The organism is Megasphaera massiliensis, assembly GCF_036305205.1.
Lineage (GTDB): Bacteria > Bacillota > Negativicutes > Veillonellales > Megasphaeraceae > Megasphaera > Megasphaera massiliensis.
Genome location: NZ_JAXIXE010000008.1, coordinates 1 through 15,874 on the forward strand (window position 1 = coordinate 1; position 15,874 = coordinate 15,874).

Annotated in this window: 17 protein-coding genes; 4 read left to right on the top strand and 13 right to left on the bottom strand. The window is 51.2% G+C overall.

Annotation, left to right across the window (positions count from 1 at the left end; translation table 11 throughout):
* Window positions 1-404: 404 nt before the first annotated feature.
* Genes UCI88_RS00965 through UCI88_RS00975 form a run of 3 tightly spaced genes read left to right on the top strand, consistent with a single transcriptional unit; the run spans window position 405 to window position 2,630 of the window.
* Complete coding sequence (locus UCI88_RS00965) at window positions 405-1,187, top strand: basic amino acid ABC transporter substrate-binding protein (RefSeq protein WP_256180127.1); 783 nt, start codon at window positions 405-407, stop codon at window positions 1,185-1,187.
* A 3-nt stretch (window positions 1,188-1,190) separates the two neighbouring features.
* Window positions 1,191-1,835, top strand: coding sequence for an HAD family hydrolase (locus UCI88_RS00970; protein ID WP_256180128.1), 645 nt, complete (start codon window positions 1,191-1,193; stop codon window positions 1,833-1,835).
* A gap of 18 nt (window positions 1,836-1,853) precedes the next feature.
* Complete coding sequence (locus UCI88_RS00975; protein WP_412098128.1) at window positions 1,854-2,630, top strand: basic amino acid ABC transporter substrate-binding protein; 777 nt, start codon at window positions 1,854-1,856, stop codon at window positions 2,628-2,630.
* A gap of 87 nt (window positions 2,631-2,717) precedes the next feature.
* Here the strand turns inward: UCI88_RS00975 and UCI88_RS00980 are convergent, their stop codons facing one another.
* The 12 genes from UCI88_RS00980 to UCI88_RS01035 all read right to left on the bottom strand — a co-directional run bounded on the left by UCI88_RS00980 (window position 2,718) and on the right by UCI88_RS01035 (window position 13,795).
* The gene (locus UCI88_RS00980) at window positions 2,718-4,019 is read right to left on the bottom strand and encodes a hypothetical protein (protein WP_256180129.1); all 1,302 of its coding nucleotides are present in this window, start codon (window positions 4,017-4,019) and stop codon (window positions 2,718-2,720) included.
* Window positions 4,006-4,941, bottom strand: coding sequence for a DNA-binding protein WhiA (gene whiA, locus UCI88_RS00985; RefSeq protein WP_225068882.1), 936 nt, complete (start codon window positions 4,939-4,941; stop codon window positions 4,006-4,008). The genes UCI88_RS00980 and whiA overlap by 14 nt, the downstream gene beginning before the upstream one ends.
* Before the next feature lie 13 nt (window positions 4,942-4,954).
* Window positions 4,955-6,301: a gluconeogenesis factor YvcK family protein gene (locus UCI88_RS00990; protein ID WP_044505456.1), complete on the bottom strand. Its 1,347-nt coding sequence runs from the start codon at window positions 6,299-6,301 to the stop codon at window positions 4,955-4,957.
* Between the two features lie 11 nt (window positions 6,302-6,312).
* Complete coding sequence (rapZ, locus tag UCI88_RS00995; protein WP_044505455.1) at window positions 6,313-7,227, bottom strand: RNase adapter RapZ; 915 nt, start codon at window positions 7,225-7,227, stop codon at window positions 6,313-6,315.
* A 12-nt stretch (window positions 7,228-7,239) separates the two neighbouring features.
* Window positions 7,240-8,040, bottom strand: coding sequence for a Cof-type HAD-IIB family hydrolase (locus UCI88_RS01000; protein ID WP_256180130.1), 801 nt, complete (start codon window positions 8,038-8,040; stop codon window positions 7,240-7,242).
* The gene (locus tag UCI88_RS01005; protein ID WP_256180131.1) at window positions 8,040-8,432 is read right to left on the bottom strand and encodes a hypothetical protein; all 393 of its coding nucleotides are present in this window, start codon (window positions 8,430-8,432) and stop codon (window positions 8,040-8,042) included. Before UCI88_RS01005 ends, UCI88_RS01000 begins: the two co-directional genes overlap by 1 nt.
* Before the next feature lie 85 nt (window positions 8,433-8,517).
* Window positions 8,518-9,087, bottom strand: a complete 570-nt coding sequence (locus UCI88_RS01010; protein ID WP_225068879.1) for a DivIVA domain-containing protein — start codon at window positions 9,085-9,087, stop codon at window positions 8,518-8,520.
* A gap of 27 nt (window positions 9,088-9,114) precedes the next feature.
* Window positions 9,115-9,900 (bottom strand): YlmH family RNA-binding protein, encoded by a 786-nt coding sequence (locus UCI88_RS01015; protein WP_330023893.1) that lies wholly within the window; start codon window positions 9,898-9,900, stop codon window positions 9,115-9,117.
* 16 nt (window positions 9,901-9,916) lie between these two features.
* Window positions 9,917-10,444 carry a cell division protein SepF gene (locus tag UCI88_RS01020; RefSeq protein WP_044505450.1) on the bottom strand — a complete coding sequence of 176 codons (528 nt, stop codon included), beginning with the start codon at window positions 10,442-10,444 and terminating at the stop codon, window positions 9,917-9,919.
* A 15-nt stretch (window positions 10,445-10,459) separates the two neighbouring features.
* Window positions 10,460-11,143: a YggS family pyridoxal phosphate-dependent enzyme gene (locus UCI88_RS01025; protein WP_065359933.1), complete on the bottom strand. Its 684-nt coding sequence runs from the start codon at window positions 11,141-11,143 to the stop codon at window positions 10,460-10,462.
* A gap of 116 nt (window positions 11,144-11,259) precedes the next feature.
* On the bottom strand, window positions 11,260-12,066 hold the full coding sequence (gene pgeF, locus UCI88_RS01030) for a peptidoglycan editing factor PgeF (protein WP_044505448.1): 807 nt from the start codon (window positions 12,064-12,066) through the stop codon (window positions 11,260-11,262).
* 1 nt (window position 12,067) lies between these two features.
* A complete protein-coding gene (locus UCI88_RS01035) occupies window positions 12,068-13,795 on the bottom strand; it encodes a radical SAM protein (protein ID WP_256180133.1) in 1,728 nt (575 codons plus the stop codon).
* Between the two features lie 253 nt (window positions 13,796-14,048).
* Between UCI88_RS01035 and crcB the strand changes: the two genes are divergently transcribed.
* Window positions 14,049-14,429 carry a fluoride efflux transporter CrcB gene (gene crcB, locus UCI88_RS01040; protein WP_044505446.1) on the top strand — a complete coding sequence of 127 codons (381 nt, stop codon included), beginning with the start codon at window positions 14,049-14,051 and terminating at the stop codon, window positions 14,427-14,429.
* A 4-nt stretch (window positions 14,430-14,433) separates the two neighbouring features.
* On the opposite strand, the gene UCI88_RS01045 is transcribed toward crcB, so the two are convergent.
* Window positions 14,434-15,870, bottom strand: coding sequence for a sodium:solute symporter family protein (locus UCI88_RS01045; RefSeq protein WP_255304100.1), 1,437 nt, complete (start codon window positions 15,868-15,870; stop codon window positions 14,434-14,436).
* Between the last annotated feature and the right edge of the window lie 4 nt (window positions 15,871-15,874).

A 15,874-nucleotide genomic window follows, 5' to 3' on the forward strand; every position in this document is an offset into this window, starting at 1 on the left:
ATACGTAACAACTCCTGTTCCTTTTTTGTAAACGGAAATAATAAAATACAACTTCCACATAATTATACTATTTACTGGCGTTCATTCAATCATTGTTCAGTTTTCAAAGGTCATCGTGTCGCCGTAGCGACGACTTGTTTATTTTACCAAACTCGAAGGAGCTTGTCAAGCACATTTTTGAAAGTTCTTTCAAGTTGTGCTCTCGCGGCTGTTGTCTCAGCCGGGCCGTCTGAGGCTCTCGCCCTGACAGCTTGTTAAGTATACTACGCCAAGAATTCCTTGTCAAGCAAAAAGTTGACGATTCCTAAAGTTTCCCTTCAAAGGCGTCCCCTTTTATAGTATAATTATGTGGAAGTTGTATTTTATTATTTCCGTTTACAAAAAAGGAACAGGAGTTGTTACGTATGAACAAAAAGTATTTAGTTATGGCGGCAACTGTAGCTGCAGCTGCTACCTTACTCGCCGGATGTGGTTCTTCAGCAGACAAACAGGGCGGTGCTGCCGATGAGCAGAAAACCCTCGTCGTCGGGATGGAACCGACTTTCCCGCCTTTTGAATTCACGGACAACGGCAAGTATGTAGGCTTTGATATTGATTTAGCCAATGCCATCGGTGAAAAGACGGGCATGCAGGTTGAAGTCAAAAGCCTCGGCTTCGACGCCCTCATTCCGGCACTGCGCAGCGGCCAGATCGACATGATTGCTTCCGGCATGGACGCTACTCCGGAACGACAGAAACAAGTTTCCTTTACAGAACCGTACTTCCAGGACGGCTATTCCGTCGTCGTCCGCAAGGATAACGACACCATTCACGGCTTTGATGACCTCAAAGGCCGGACGGTCGGCACTCAGGTCGGCACCAAGGGCGTAGACCTCGGAACGGAAGCCGGCGCAACGGTCAAGCAGTACGATGCCAACAGCCAGGGCTGGATGGAACTTCAGAGCAATACCTGCGATGCCGTCATCATCAACACGTCGGTAGCCCTCTACTATCTGAAAGAAGGCGGCGACAAGGACCTCAAAATCGTCGGTGATTCCAAGAAAACCGATGCCGGTATTGCCATGGCTGTCGGAAAAGATAAAACAGACCTCCTCGAAAAAGTCAATAAGGCCTTGGCTGACCTCAAAGCAGACGGAACGTATGCGAAACTCTACAAAAAATGGTTCGGCGTCGACCCGCAGATGTAATCCATGTATAAGACATATATCTTCGACTTCGACTACACTTTGGCCAACTCGGAAAAGGGTATCGTCATGTGCTTCCAGCTCCTCTTTGAAGCCGAAGGCTATGAAGGCATTCCCGAAGACGCCATTCGCCGTACGATCGGCATGACCATGTACGATGCCATGAAAAGCCTTACCGGCGAAACGGACCCGGACCGGATCTATGAACTGATTAAGGAATATAAAGTCCGCTTCTCCGACAAGTATATGACGGCCAATACCCATCTCTATCCAGAGACCCTGCCGGTTTTAAAGGCCCTGAAGGAAAGGGGAAGCCGCTGCTGTATCGTATCGACCAAGACCCGTTCGCGCATTAACGAAACGCTCCGTAAATACGCCATGGAGTCCCTCATCGACCTCGTCGTCGGCATGGAAGACGTGGACAATGCAAAACCTGCACCGGATGGAATCAATCGGGTCTGCGACCATTTCGGGCTGGATAAAAAAGACGTCCTTTACATCGGCGACAATACCATCGATGCCAAGGCTGCACAAAATGCAGGCGTCGCCTTTGCTGCCGTAACGACAGGAACGACATCGGAGCCGGATTTCCTTCCCCTGCCCCATGTGGCAATCATGAAAGACCTCAGCGATATCCTTGATATTCCCTAATTGGAGGAACCTACTATGATGAAGAAAAAAGTGATGACCTTGGCAGCGGCTTCGATAGCTGCCTTGACCTTACTCGCGGGCTGCGGCGGCAGCACAGAACAGTCCGCCGGTGCGAAGGGAGACAAGACACTCATCGTCGGGACGGAACCGACCTTCCCGCCTTTTGAATTTACGGAAAATGATAAGGACGTCGGCTTCGATATCGATTTAGCCCAGGCAATCTGCGATAAGTTAGGCTACAAGATGGAAGTCAAGAACCTCGGCTTCGACGCCTTGATTCCGGCCTTGAAGAGCGGCCAGATTGACATCATCGCCGCCGGCATGGATGCGACGGAAGAACGGAAGAAACAGATCAACTTCACGGACGTCTACTATCAGGGCGGCTACACCATCGTCGTTCCCGTAGGCAATACGGATATTACCGGTTATGATTCCATCGCCGGAAAGACCGTCGGCGCCCAGGTCGGCTCAAAAGCGGCCGACTATGCCCGTGAACACGGTGCCAATGTCAAGGAGTTCGACACCAATACACAAGGCTGGATGGAACTCGAAGCCGGCACATGTGACGCCGTCTCTATCGACCAGGCCGTCGCCCAGTACTATCTTCAGCAGGGCGGCAAAGACAAGCTCAAACTCGTCGGTGCTCCGATCACCTCTCGCGGTGTAGCCATGGGGATCAGTAAAGACAAACAGGAACTGACTGACCAGGTCAACCAGGCCTTAAAAGAACTCAAGGCAGACGGAACGTACGACAAAATCTATCAGAAATGGTTTGGCACAGCACCGAATAAATAAAGCGTAAAGTCTCTATTCATTCGAACGGTGTCGACCGTCAACAGCATAAGAAAACAGCCATCCATCGGGATGGCTGTTTTCTTATGCTTACTTTTTCTGTGGCTGCTGCAGCTTTGCCATGCGGTCCTTCAGAGACGTAAAGGGCGTCTGATTGTCAGACTGGAGTTCTTCAGGCTGAATCGTCGTATCACGACGAGCAGCTTTCCGTCTGGATTCGGCTTCGGCAACCCGCCGTTCTTCTGCTTCACGCGAGCTCTGTACGGCTTCGCGAATAGGCTGAAGCTTACTATCCGGTACGACCAGGAAGCGAACCGGCAAGTTGGCCGCGCCTGGCGGCATGATGTGAATGGTCATATCCGTCCCGGCCGGGAAGGTATCCACGTATTCCATGGCATAAGGGTCATTGAGTCCCATAGAATGACGATGACGAGGCAATTCCACGATTTTTTTATCTTCTCCGCGCTGAGGATCGCTGTAGATAAGCTCTGTAACACCGGCATATTCACCGCCTTGGGGATTAAAATAGAGGTGAATGTCTCCGGTCCCTTGGGTACGCAGATGAATGGTGTAATCGAGGCCATAGTTTCCCGTATCTTGCGACGAGCGATTATCCATGACGTCCCGTCCTTGCAGAAAGCGGTCCATGACACCGTCCGCCAAGAGGATATAGCCGATGCCGCTGTCCGTAGAGTAAGGCGTAAGGGTGCTCATGAAGCGGTCTTTGCCGTGAAAAGTTCCCCGCAGTTTGACGGAGTCACTGGGCAGGTACTGAAGCTTACGGACAAAGGCTGTCGGATCTTCTTTAACCGGCAAAATCATGGACGACAGAATCATCGGTTCCGGAAGGCTGACGTTGATGATGCCTGAAAAGAGCTGATCCGGATGGACGACGACTTCATTGAGCCGTTGTCCGACTAAGGCATAATCATGAGGCTGTACCGTAACCTTATTGACCGTCATATTCCCTTCATAATACAGGGTCGACAGTTCCTTGCCGACCTGATAATAATCGGTACTGGGACGCGTATATTGATAGCCTTGAAGGAAGGCGTCAATCGGATAGTCATGGGGATTATACAGCATGGCTACGATTTTGCGGTCTGTCGGCTGCTGATTGACATGATAAAAGTAAAGGCGTACATCACCGCTGACCATGTCCCCATAGAGAATGCCGTCGTTTTCGGCATATTCCGGACTGTCAGATAAGAGCAGCGTCCCCGTATCAATAGGCGGCGTCATCGAAATGGACTTCATCGGTTGAACGACAACCCGGCTCATGACCTCTGAATCGTCGATTCCCGGAAATCCGGCCGCCAATGGGGTCCCCATAGGGATAAAGGCCGTCAAAAGACCGGCAATATAGGTACATAGTTTCTTAATGTTCATCATGTTGTTGACCTTCTATCTGTTTTGCTATATCGGCAATTTTTTTGAATCGATGAGTTAATCCGGACTTTGTCAATCCTGACTGAGCCGCCAATTCGCTCATCGAAGCCTCCGGATTGGCCATGCGCAGTTCTGCCGCTTCGCGAAGCTTAGCCGACATACGCTGATAAAGTCCCGATTCCTGAATACGGGTAATAGCCTGGCGCTGGCGAACAGCGGCATCGACCGTTTTCTGAAGATTCGCCGTTTCGCAGTTGACGACACGATTGACGTTGTTTCGCATCTCCTTTACGACACGAACTTCTTCAAAGGTAAGATAGGCTTGGGCAGCCCCGATATACTGCAGGAAATGGGACACGCCGTTCCCTTCTTTTATATAGACCAAATAATCGCCCTTGCGGTCGGTAATCTTGGCCGGCAAACGGAAGCGGCGCATGATTTTGAGCAGCTTTTCTGCAAAGGCCGCATTGCCCGTTACCAATTCCAAATGGTAGTCCCGCTGTGGTTGATTGACAGATCCGCCACCCATAAAGGCGCCTCGCAAAAAGGCACGCTGACACTCAACCTTACGCAGGTCGATGGCAGAAAATTCCGTATCCGTCGGAAAGAGGGACAAGTCGCGCAAAATCCTCGTACTCTCCGGAGACGGTGAGACACGCAGGATATAATAATTTTTTTTTCGCAAGCGCAGCCCCTGGCGGACCCGCACTTCCGGACGGACGGGAAAAGCCTTCATCCACATCTTCAGTACCTTTCGGGCAACGGCATTGTTAGACGTACTGAATTCGATACCAATCATCCCGTGAGAGCCGAGAATCAGGGATCCGCCCATGCAAAGGAGGGCTGCCAGTTCGGCAAAGCGGCAAGCGGCGTTCTCCGGTTTATAATGGGCAATCTCATTTTTCACTTCTTCCGCAAAAGACAATGGCTGCCGCCTCCTAACGGTGGGTAAGGGTATAACGCTTGAGATAATAGTGAAGTAATTCCGGCGATAAATCGGTCCGCAGAGCATTGATCAAATCAAAGAGAACGTTCGCCAGCTTTTTCGTATCGTGAGTCGCACTGTTTTCTTTATTGATGAGATCCGACAGGATCAGCGTAGCGCCGGTTTCGCCAATTTCTTTTTTATCAATGATGACCGGATGAGAACCGTGGGCCACATAACGCTGCAGCACAGCCGGATCGACGTCACCATTATTGGCAATGACAAAATCGATGATCTTGTCGCCGGCCTGCTTATTGATGGCCTTGACATGATCGGAGACGGTATAGTCATCCGTTTCCCCCTTCTGGGTCATGACGTTGCAAATATAAATTTTAGGCGCTTTACTGTCTCGGATAGCTTCGATGATATCAGGGACGCACAGATTGGGCATGATGCTCGTATAGAGGCTCCCCGGCCCTAAGACGATGGCATCGGCACCTTTGATAGCGTCGACAGCCGACCGGATAGCCTTGGGATGTTCCGGCGTCGTAAAGACGCTCTTGATCCGGCCATGGGCATGAGGAATCTGCGACTCACCTTCGATGATGCGCCCATCGGTCATCTTGGCATTGAGCCTGATTTTTTCTGCCGATGACGGAATGACTTTGCCGCGGACACGCAGAATTTTACTGGTCGCATCCATCGCTTCTTCGACGTCGCCAAGGACCTCGATGAGTGCAGCAATAAAGAGGTTGCCAAAACTGTGACCGGTTAAGTCACCGGAGCCGCCAAAGCGATGGGCAAAAAGCTGTTCCATGAGACCTTCTTTATCGGCCATGGCAACCAGACAGTTTCGTAAATCACCGGGTGCAATAATATCCAGGTCTTCGCGGATCCGCCCGGTCGAACCGCCATCATCGGCAACGGTGACGACAGCCGTCAGATTATACGTCTTCGACTTGAGCCCGCGCAGCATGACGGACAGACCCGTACCACCGCCGATGACGACGACTTTCGGCCCTTTCGAAAGCTGAAATTTAGAAAAAATCAAATCGCTGAAATTTCCCGATTCACCGGGCATGACGACACCGATCATGGTCCGTATGAGCCGCCGCGTCGCCCAGCCCATAATGGCCATGCCGACGATAATGACAAAGATACCCAAACTAGCCAAAATCGTATAATTATAGTGCCCCGTCATTTCATAGAGCAACCGGAAAGCCCACTCTTCCACTTCCCCCAACCACTGATAGTTAAAAGTCAGGATAATGCCGAAGCTGGAAAACATCATGCCCAGCCCGAAAAGGAAGAGCCAGCGCTTAATATGCAGTCCCGGATGCAACCATTTCATAAAACGCATGACAGTACCTCCTAGGCTTCGCCTTCGTACCCCGGCGCATCTTCTTCAACGTCGTTTTTCTGAATATCGCGGTGTTCGATGGATACATCGACGCCGTTGTCCCGCAAGTGTTTGTACATGGCTTCTGCCATGCAGACACTGCGGTGCATCCCGCCGGTACAGCCGACGGCAATGACTAATTGACTCTTGCCTTCTCGTTCGTAATTAGGCAGGAGAAAATCAATCATATCGAACCATTTTTCCTTATATACTTGGGTAATAGGAAAACTTTCAACGTACTCCCGCACGCAGGGAACGCGGCCCGACTTATGGCGGAAATCGTCAATATAATAAGGGTTCGGCAGGAAGCGAACGTCTTCAACGATATCGGCATCAATGGGCATCCCATGCTTGAAGCCGAAAGAGACGACGGTGACAGTCATACTCTTTTTGCTGTCTGTAATAGCATAGCGCTTCACCAGGATTTCCTTCAGCTGTTTCGGCTGCAAATTAGACGTATCGATAATAAAATCGGCCTTTCTCCGCAAAGAAGCCAGGCGTTTTCGTTCTTCGGCAATCCCCTGACTGATGCGGCCGTGAGGGGCCAACGGGTGAACGCGGCGAGTTTCTTTATAGCGGCGGACCAAAGCCTGATCAGAAGCTTCAATAAAGACGATTTCATAAGAAATTCCTTCTTCTTTCAAATCCTTCAGATCCTTCAGGCACTGACTCATGGCATCAAAAAATTCACCGCCGCGAATATCGGCAATGAGGGCAACATGGCGCACCCTTTCACCGCCTTTGATGCATAACTCGGCAAACTTAGGGATCAATACCGGCGGAATGTTGTCGATGCAAAAATAGCCGATATCCTCTAAGACTTGAACGGCATGGGTTTTGCCGGCGCCGGACATGCCGGTGACGATAATTAAGTGAAAATGGTCCATAAGAACCTCCTATTACAATACAAATTTCTCGACGACAGCGGCTACGCCGTCTTCATCATTCGACAAGGTGACGTAGTCAGCTGCATCCTTGACTTCCTGTCCCGCATTAGCCATGGCCACGGAAAAACCGGCCGCTTTCAGCATGTCCAAATCGTTTTGCGAATCGCCGATGGCCATGATGTTTTTCGGCTCAATCTGATAGATCTCACCAAGGCGGCGGATACCACGGCCCTTATCGACGCCAAGGGGCATGATTTCCAAAAAAGTCAAATCGGAAAACAGGATATTAAATCGGCCGGGAAAAGTCTTTTCAATAAGAGCCTTGCGGCCTAAGAGCTCTTCATGTACACCGCGGCTGAGGAGTTTATTGCAGTCACCCTGGACCCGATAAAATTCATCCCCGCAGATGACGGCCTTGACTTTGGTAATTCGTTCATAGTCACGAACCCACGGTTCATCGAGTTCAACCCGCAGTACGTCGTCAATATAGGTCTGCATCTGCCAGGACTGTTCCCGTGCCAAGTTGACCAGCGCCTGGGCATCTTGCTGAGAAATAGTCTGCTGAAAGAGGATTTTCTTTGATTCCAAGGTTTCAATCAGACCGCCGGCAAAGAGCAGCATCGGGCTGTCGCCTAAAGCCAGCCGTTCGCCATAAGCCTTTGCCGTCTGGTACATACGGCCCGTAGCAATGGCGACGATGACGCCCTTCTGACGGGCTTTTTGCAGCGTTTTTACGGTGTAGTCCGAAACGGAACCGTCACTGCGAAGGAGTGTCCCGTCGAGGTCGATTGTAATCATCTTAATGGGTTCCATTATTTATTAGCTCCCTTCCAGTCAAAAGCGACACCTTTCGGCGCATCGTCCGCTTTTTGGGGTGTATCCGTAAGATACTGCAAATCATCGGCATAGCTTTTAGCCAGTCTGTCTATAGATTTCTGTTGAGCTTCTGTAGCCCTACTGCGGTTCTTCATAGCCACGGCGATCATAGACGTCACTTCATAACGCGTCAAGTTATAAGAACGGTCGAACCGTTCCATCGGCGCCCCGGTCAACCCGGCTTCAGACAAAGCGTAGACGGCCTTGTATTCCCAAGAACTCCGGTCGACGCTGTCAAATTGATTCGGCGCATAAGGGTTATAGGCACCGGCCGGACTTACAACGCCCAAAAGAAGGCAGGCTGCCAGTAACAAAAAAAGCTTCTTCATCGTCGTTCCTCCTATAAATAAATATACTCCCCGCCGGGTCTAACATATGTCATACCTGAAAGAGAGCATATTCATGAAACACGTATTATTTGGATTTAGGGGCATCTTTTTTGCCGCTATCCTGACGTCCCTGGTCGGGGCGGACCGGCTGAGCCGATTTTTCGCTGACAGAAACAGACGAAGCCATATTATCGTTTTCTTTGCCTTCACCGTCAGCCGCCATATCATCGAGCAGCCGCAGCTGGCTGGTCAATATAGCCCGACATTTTGCGCGGTATGCTCCCGTTTGAGCCTTGAGCTTTTCCCATTCCTGCTGGGAATTCTGCAGGCTCATCATCGTTTCATCCAGCATCTTCTGCTTTTTACTTTCGGCTTCCTGTAAAATCAAATCCGCTTCCTTACGGGCCGAAACCTTAACATTTTCAGCCGTCTGCTGAGCCAACATAAGCGTACTGTTCATGGTTGCTTCCATTTTTTCATACTGTGTCAGCTTATCCTGCAGGCTGTCACACCGTTCTTTCAGTTCACAATACTCCCGGTACACTTTTTCATAGTCGCTGGCAATATTATTCATGAAAGCATCGACATCTTCCTCGCTGTAGCCACGAAAGCCGCGTTTAAACTCTTTATTATGAATATCCATAGGTGTAAGCATGGTGGTATCTCCTCCGTACAAAGGGAACTACATATAGCGCTTTAACAGCACGCCGGTTCGACCTTTTCGCGACGTTCCGGTAATTTCGGCCAGCTCCATCCGCCCTTTGCCGCGGAGAGAAATGACATCGCCTTGACGAACTTCCTGACTGGGCCCTTTGGCGGGCTGCCAATTGACCTGTACCCGTTCGCCCTTAATCGCATCGGCCGCTTTCGTGCGGGAAATGCCAAACCCCGATGAAACGATGGCATCCAGGCGAAGCGAGGCCACCGTCGTTTTGATTTCTTTCACTTTTTCCTGACGCGGCGCAATATCGCTCAGGGATATTTCTTCAATCGCAACGGATACCATCGCGATTTTCGTAAAGTTCTGCTGTAAATAAGGGACCAACGGAGTTTCCGCCAACAGTACCGCTCCGGCATCCTGCATGATGATGTCGCCGAAACGTCCCCGGTCGATGCCGAGGCTCATGAGCGAGCCCAGGACATCGCGATGCCCTAAGAGGCGATAGCGGTCATCCCAACTCAGCTTGCAGGCCGTAATTCCAAAATCGACGGGACCGTCATAGTCGACACTGACAAAAGCCAATCTGACTCGTTCAGCCCCTTCGTAACCACCGGAAGTGCGAAGTACCAAAGACGGCACATGAGCCTGAATGGTCTCTCCGATTTGGACGGTACCGGGTGATACAAACTCACTGACGGCATAAGGACGTCCCTTGGCTGTACTGTCTGCCAGGTCAATAAGACGGGCAGCCAATTCACCGTTATCCGTCCCTTGATAATAACGGATAATTCTATCTCTATTCTTCAAAACAATCCCTCAATCATTAACGAAGCGGTGTATTTCCGCCGTTGTTGTCATTATTCGTGCCGCCGGCATTCCACGTAAGAGGCGGGGCATTAAAATCGCTGTAGTCATCGCGTTTCCCATGATCTACAGTAACATTGCTGGGTACGCAGAGGAAGATTTCCTTGCCGACCTTCTGAATATTGCCGTCGATGGCATAGGTAGCGCCGCTGACGAAGTCGACGACGCGCTTAGCTACGTCTTCCGGCGTCGCTTCAAAGTTGATGACAACCGGTTTACGGTCGCGGATGTAATCAGCAATGCTCTGAGAATCATCGAAGGTTTCCGGTTCGACGATGACCATGCGCAGCGGTTTGGCCGGAGTCGGCGTATAGTTGACGCTGGTACGAGTCGGTGCTACGGCAGGAGTACGGCGCGGTACGCGTTCTTCTTCATATTCCAATTCGTCTTCATATTCGTCCGTTTCAAATTCGTCGTCTTCATTGACACCACCGACGCCGCTCACGACATTTACGAATCTATTCCACATATTCTTTGACTTCTTCATAGTAAATACTCCTCCTTAGTAATTACGTGCCCCAAAGATTGCCGTGCCGACGCGGACGACATTGGCGCCTTCTTCAATTGCTATTTCAAAGTCATGGGTCATCCCCATGGACAGATACTGGATCTGGCCTTCCGGAAATTTCGGCTTCATATCTTCATATAAAGCGCGGGCAATGCGGAATATGGGCCGTACGTCCTCAACGTTTTCATAATTGGGCGCCATACACATCAGCCCCCGAACACAGACGTGATCCAACCCCTTTGCCAGTTCACAAATCGCCGGAAAATCTTCGACTTCCATTCCAAATTTACTTTCTTCGCGGGCTACATTGACCTGTAAAAGGATATCCTGCACCTTCCCGATCTTGCCGGCTTCCTTATTTACCGCTTTCAGCAAGTGCTCCGAATCAATGGAATGAATCAGATGGAAGTGTTCTACGGCATGTTTCGCCTTATTGGTCTGTAAATGTCCGATTAAATGCCAGGTCAATCCATTATCCGGAAAAGCCTCTAATTTTTGCATCGCTTCCTGGACACGGTTTTCACCGACATCGGTCACACCGCACCGGGCGGCCTCTTCCATCATCTCTACGGGATGATTCTTCGTCACTGCAACAAGCGTAATTTTGTCAGTTCTGCCGACACGGGCAGCTGCATCAGCAATTTTCTTGTGTACTGCCTCAAGATTTTCCTTAATCAAGCCTATCCCTCCGTCGTGCATGCAATTACATGTATTTATAAAACATTACACTTCTTTTATTATATATAGTTAGTCCTATAAAAGCTAGTCATATTTAAAAATTTATTCATCTGCTTTTACAAAATCGCAAAGGCGCCCATGCGGCCTGTATGACCGCCGTCACGGCGATACGAAAAGAACCGGTCGTCGCGGTCAAAGACACAGCTTTCCGTCGTCTCGATATGCTCCGGAATTAAGCCGGCATCGGTCAAGAGAAGATGATTGGCCTTCCATAAATCGACTCGCCAGGTTCCTTCATGCTGAACTGCACACTCGCCATAAGCCGGCCCCAGATGCCGAAAAGTCATAGCGGTATCTTCACTGACTTCAAAATGCGCTTTTGAAATAGACGGTCCGATATAGGCCAATATATCTTTCGGTTTGGAACCATAGGCCAGCTGCATGGCCAGCACGGTTTTAGCCGCCAGCCTCTGCGCCGTCCCTCGCCAACCATCATGAACGACGGCACAGACTCTTTTTACCGGATCAAACAATATAACCGGCACGCAGTCGGCAATACACATCATGAGCGGCACGCCGGGAATATTCGTCATGAGGGAGTCCGTATGGGGAAAGGCATCGCCATAGCTTCCGGCACCGCGGCCGATTTCAGTCGGGCCGACAGCGACGATATGATCCTCATGGGTCTGCCGGGCCGTCGTCAGCTGCTGCAGGTCACAGCCCAAAAGGGCACAGAGACGCCGCCTGTTTTCGAGGACATCCTGCGTCCGGTCCTCGACGTGAAGGCCTAAATTGAGGGATAGAAAGGGGCCTTCACTGACGCCGCCGCTGCGGCCGGTCACACCGTGACGCAGCCCGGCATCAGCCAATAACGTGCTTTCTTCCCAACCAATTCCGTTTTCATGTTCTACCCACTTAGTCATCTTAGCCTCCACAAATATGACAGCGGCGGCAGCCGTCAAAACACGGCAAGGTATAGTCGCCGGCTTCAGCCTTCTTTAATTCATCGGTCAGATACGTCGGTACCAACCCGGGATCAAGGGTATCCCAAGGAAGGACCGCATCGAGGGGCCGCTGGTCATATAAAAATCCGTCAATATTAAAATGAAGCTCTTTCGCTGCTCTTTTCCAGCCCTTGACGCCGCCGTATTCACAAGCTTTAGCCAGAACCTGACCGACGCGCCGATCGCCGCGGGACAGGACGCCTTGGATATAAGCGGACCGCAGGGGCTCGATGAGCAGCTCAATCTGTTTATCTTTTAAGGACTTCTTTAAAAAGGCCAGCCTTTTTTCGACGACTTTCTTGTCGGCCATGGCCATCCACTGAAACGGCGTCAGCGGTTTGGGGATAAAGGGATTGATGCTTAAGGTAATACGGCTCGTATTGCCGATGGCCTTCATATGCTCTTGGACCCGGCGGGTCATGTCGACGATGCCTTCAATATCGGCATCGGTTTCCATCGGCAGGCCGACCATGATGTACATGCGCACGTGACGGATTCCGGCTTCCGTTGCAAGGTCGATGGATTTCAGCAGATGTTCTTCCGTGATGCCCTTATTGATGATATCCCGCATCCGTTTACTGCCCGCTTCCGGTGCCAGGGTAATCGTCTTTTGGCCGCTCTCGGCCAGTCCTTTTACAATGGTCGGTGTAATCGAATCGGCCCGCAAAGAGGCACAGGAAAAGCCCATACCTTGGTTACGGATAAAGGTGACTAATTCGTCAATATAAGGATAATCTGAAATAGCGGCCCCCATGAGGCCGATTTTCTTTCCCAATTCTTTGCCGCGGAGAACGGCTGATTTGACGTATTCCAAGGGACGAACACGAGGTCTGCGGTAGCAGTACCCGGCCATACAGAAGCGGCAGTGACGGCCGCAGCCCCTGGCGATTTCAATGAGATACATGGCACCGAATTCCGTATTCGGCGTGGCAATGACCGTTTCTGCCGGCTGGGTCAGTTCCCGCCATTGCCGTTCCACCTTCGCCGGAATCCCTTCTTCCGGGACGATTCGCAGGAGATGGCCGTCTTCGTCGTATTCGTGTCGGTATAAGGACGGTACATAGACGCCCGGCACGTGCTGAGCCAAGTAGCGCAAGAGGTCATGACGCCCTAAATGCTGCTCCTTTGCTTTTCCATAGGCATCGAGGAAGGCATGAATAAAGCCTTCCCCTTCACCGACCAGGACGACATCGATAAAGGGTGATAAGGGTTCGGGATTAAAAAAGGCCACCGGGCCGCCCATGACGACCAGCGTATCGTCATCTCCGCGATCAGATGCTAAAACAGGGATACGCCCCATCTCCAAAATAGAAGGCACGTTGAAATAGTCCATTTCAAAACTGACGGAAAAACCCAGAATTTCAAAATCGGAGAGGGGCCGTCTGTTTTCTAAAGACACCAGGGGTTCCCCCGTTTTTTCAAAGACTTTCATCAAGTCTTTATCGGGCAGGAAGGCTCTCTCACAGAGCCAGTCTTCGCGGCCGTTTACTTCGCGGTAAATAATCTGCATCCCCAAATTACTCATGGCTACGTCATACGTATTGGGATAGCAAATGGCCATAGCCCGCCGCGTCCCAAAGGGATAGACGACGGCACCGGTTTCCTGACTCACCAGTTCATCCAGTGCCTTCTCTATTTGCCAGCTCATCGACATTCCCCCTTTATACGGCAAAAGCTCCCCGGCTAAGGGAGCTTTCCGTGCAACTCCTTCGAGATTCACCAAGTCGCCTGCAGGAGACGGCTCTCATCTTAGGTATCCTATATTGTATCACAGATTGTGTCAATGAGCCAACAGCCAATCGAATCGTCAATCCCAAACATTGCTCTAAAGGGAACATCGTGCTATCTTATAAAAGACATAGATTAGTGTATTTTATAAAATGGATAATAAGGAGAATCTCATGGAAAAAATTATCTTCATCGCCCTCGGCGGCGGCATCGGTTCCGCCCTGCGCTACGGCATCACCCAACTGGCAACTCGTTACGGAGCCGTCAGCCTTCCCTACGGAACGATTCTGGCCAACACCATCGGGTCTTTTTGCATCGGCCTCCTCTTCGTATTCTTTACGCAGACGTCCGATCTCCCGCCGACGGTCAAGCTCTTTTTCGTAACCGGCATCCTCGGTGGTTTTACGACCTTTTCGACGTACAACATGGAACTATTGATCCTCGTCCGCACCGGCGACCTAATGTCGGCAGCGGCCTATTTTTCACTCAACGTCATCGGCGGCTTCCTCTGCTGCTGGCTCGGATTTGCCGTCGGCAACGCCTTCTGGCAGTAGCCCTTTAATGCTGGGCCGGAGCGCTGACCTTTTCAGCCAGCCCTTCCGTTGAAATGGCTTTCTTCGAGACCAGGCTGATACCGCAGAAGGTCACACTGCAAACGATCCATTCAGCATAAATGACATGGGGCAGAATCCGAACCGCGGGAATGACCATCCATGCGATGAGGACGATGATTGAAGCCATGATCGTATAGAAGGCCGCCTGGCGCGAGCAGTAAGCCGGCGCATACATCGTCATGAGGACGATGACGGCAAAAGCGGTCATGAGTGACAAGCCTGCCATGAGCGTCGAAATGATGCCGCTGATGGTAAGGGCAAAGCCCAGCGTAAGGATTCCTAACAGGAGTACCGAAATACGGGTGACGGCCATGTACTTCTTATCCGACATCTGCGGATCAATGAACTGCTTATGAATATCGTGAGAATACAGCGTCGCTGCCGATAAGAGCAAATTGCAGGCCGTGCTGACGTCAGCGGCCCACAAAGAAGCCAAGGTAATCCCGGCAATCCAAGGATTAAGCGACATGATGAGCTGCGGCAAGGCCGTTGTCGGTGAAATAGAAGGATACATTTCTGATGCAATGACGCCGAGCAAGGCCGCTACGAAACCGACGGGCAGCATGACCAGGCCGCCGATGACAAAGCCTTTGCGGGCCGTCTGCACATCTTTGGCACCCAGCGAAATCTGGATGATGGCCTGAAGGGAAATATTGACCGTAATCAAGACGACGATCCAGGTGACAATCGTCATCGGTCCCACGCCGCTGAAGAAATCCATGGACGTCATGGACGGTGCTTGGATGGCTACGACATCGATGCCGCCGGCCATCGCCACGATGAGGAAGGCCGCAACAGTAATGCCGACGTACTGCAAAGTTACATTGAGGATATTAGACTGACTGGCCGACCACATGCCGCCGATAAGGGTAATCCCGATGAATACGACGGCACTGGTGAACATCCCCGTAACCGGCGTGAAAATATCCGGCATGAGGGCTGCCAGGACGGCGCCGCCGGCTACGTACTGAAGACTCATGACGACGAGCTGTACCAAAACCTGGCAGGCAATGCCGGCCACCATGCTGCGGCGGTCATAATACCGTTCAAGGAGTTCCGGAACGGTCGTAATATTGAGACGGCGATACTTCTTGGCGACCGTCAATCCCATGACAATGGCACCGATCCCCCAGGCTGCCGTATACCATCCGGCGGACAAGCCGACTTTATAAGCCTGTTCGGCAACGCCGATCGTCGAGGCACCGCCGACGGCAAGGCCGACGATGGATACCATAATAAGAGGCGTCGTAAGTTTGCGGCCGGCCAATACATAGGCTTCGGCAGAATCCGCAGCCCGCCGCTTCACATACCAGCTGATACCGAAAAGTACGCCGATATAAGCTAAAATAATAACGATTTGAATTCCTGTTGTTCCCATCATAAAA

Excerpts from the sequence above, each read along its gene's own strand:
- rapZ (WP_044505455.1), bottom strand. The coding sequence starts at position 7,227 with ATGGACCATTTTCACTTAATTATCGTCACCGGCATGTCCGGCGCCGGC.
- UCI88_RS01020 (WP_044505450.1), bottom strand. The coding sequence starts at position 10,444 with ATGAAGAAGTCAAAGAATATGTGGAATAGATTCGTAAATGTCGTGAGC.
- pgeF (WP_044505448.1), bottom strand. The coding sequence starts at position 12,066 with ATGACTAAGTGGGTAGAACATGAAAACGGAATTGGTTGGGAAGAAAGC.
- UCI88_RS00970 (WP_256180128.1), top strand. The coding sequence starts at position 1,191 with ATGTATAAGACATATATCTTCGACTTCGACTACACTTTGGCCAACTCG.
- UCI88_RS00990 (WP_044505456.1), bottom strand. The coding sequence starts at position 6,301 with ATGCGTTTTATGAAATGGTTGCATCCGGGACTGCATATTAAGCGCTGG.
- UCI88_RS01045 (WP_255304100.1), bottom strand. The coding sequence starts at position 15,870 with ATGATGGGAACAACAGGAATTCAAATCGTTATTATTTTAGCTTATATC.
- UCI88_RS01000 (WP_256180130.1), bottom strand. The coding sequence starts at position 8,040 with ATGGAACCCATTAAGATGATTACAATCGACCTCGACGGGACACTCCTT.
- UCI88_RS01010 (WP_225068879.1), bottom strand. The coding sequence starts at position 9,087 with ATGCTTACACCTATGGATATTCATAATAAAGAGTTTAAACGCGGCTTT.
- UCI88_RS01035 (WP_256180133.1), bottom strand. The coding sequence starts at position 13,795 with ATGAGCTGGCAAATAGAGAAGGCACTGGATGAACTGGTGAGTCAGGAA.
- UCI88_RS00965 (WP_256180127.1), top strand. The coding sequence starts at position 405 with ATGAACAAAAAGTATTTAGTTATGGCGGCAACTGTAGCTGCAGCTGCT.
- crcB (WP_044505446.1), top strand. The coding sequence starts at position 14,049 with ATGGAAAAAATTATCTTCATCGCCCTCGGCGGCGGCATCGGTTCCGCC.
- UCI88_RS00980 (WP_256180129.1), bottom strand. The coding sequence starts at position 4,019 with ATGATGAACATTAAGAAACTATGTACCTATATTGCCGGTCTTTTGACG.
- UCI88_RS00975 (WP_412098128.1), top strand. The coding sequence starts at position 1,854 with ATGAAGAAAAAAGTGATGACCTTGGCAGCGGCTTCGATAGCTGCCTTG.
- UCI88_RS01005 (WP_256180131.1), bottom strand. The coding sequence starts at position 8,432 with ATGAAGAAGCTTTTTTTGTTACTGGCAGCCTGCCTTCTTTTGGGCGTT.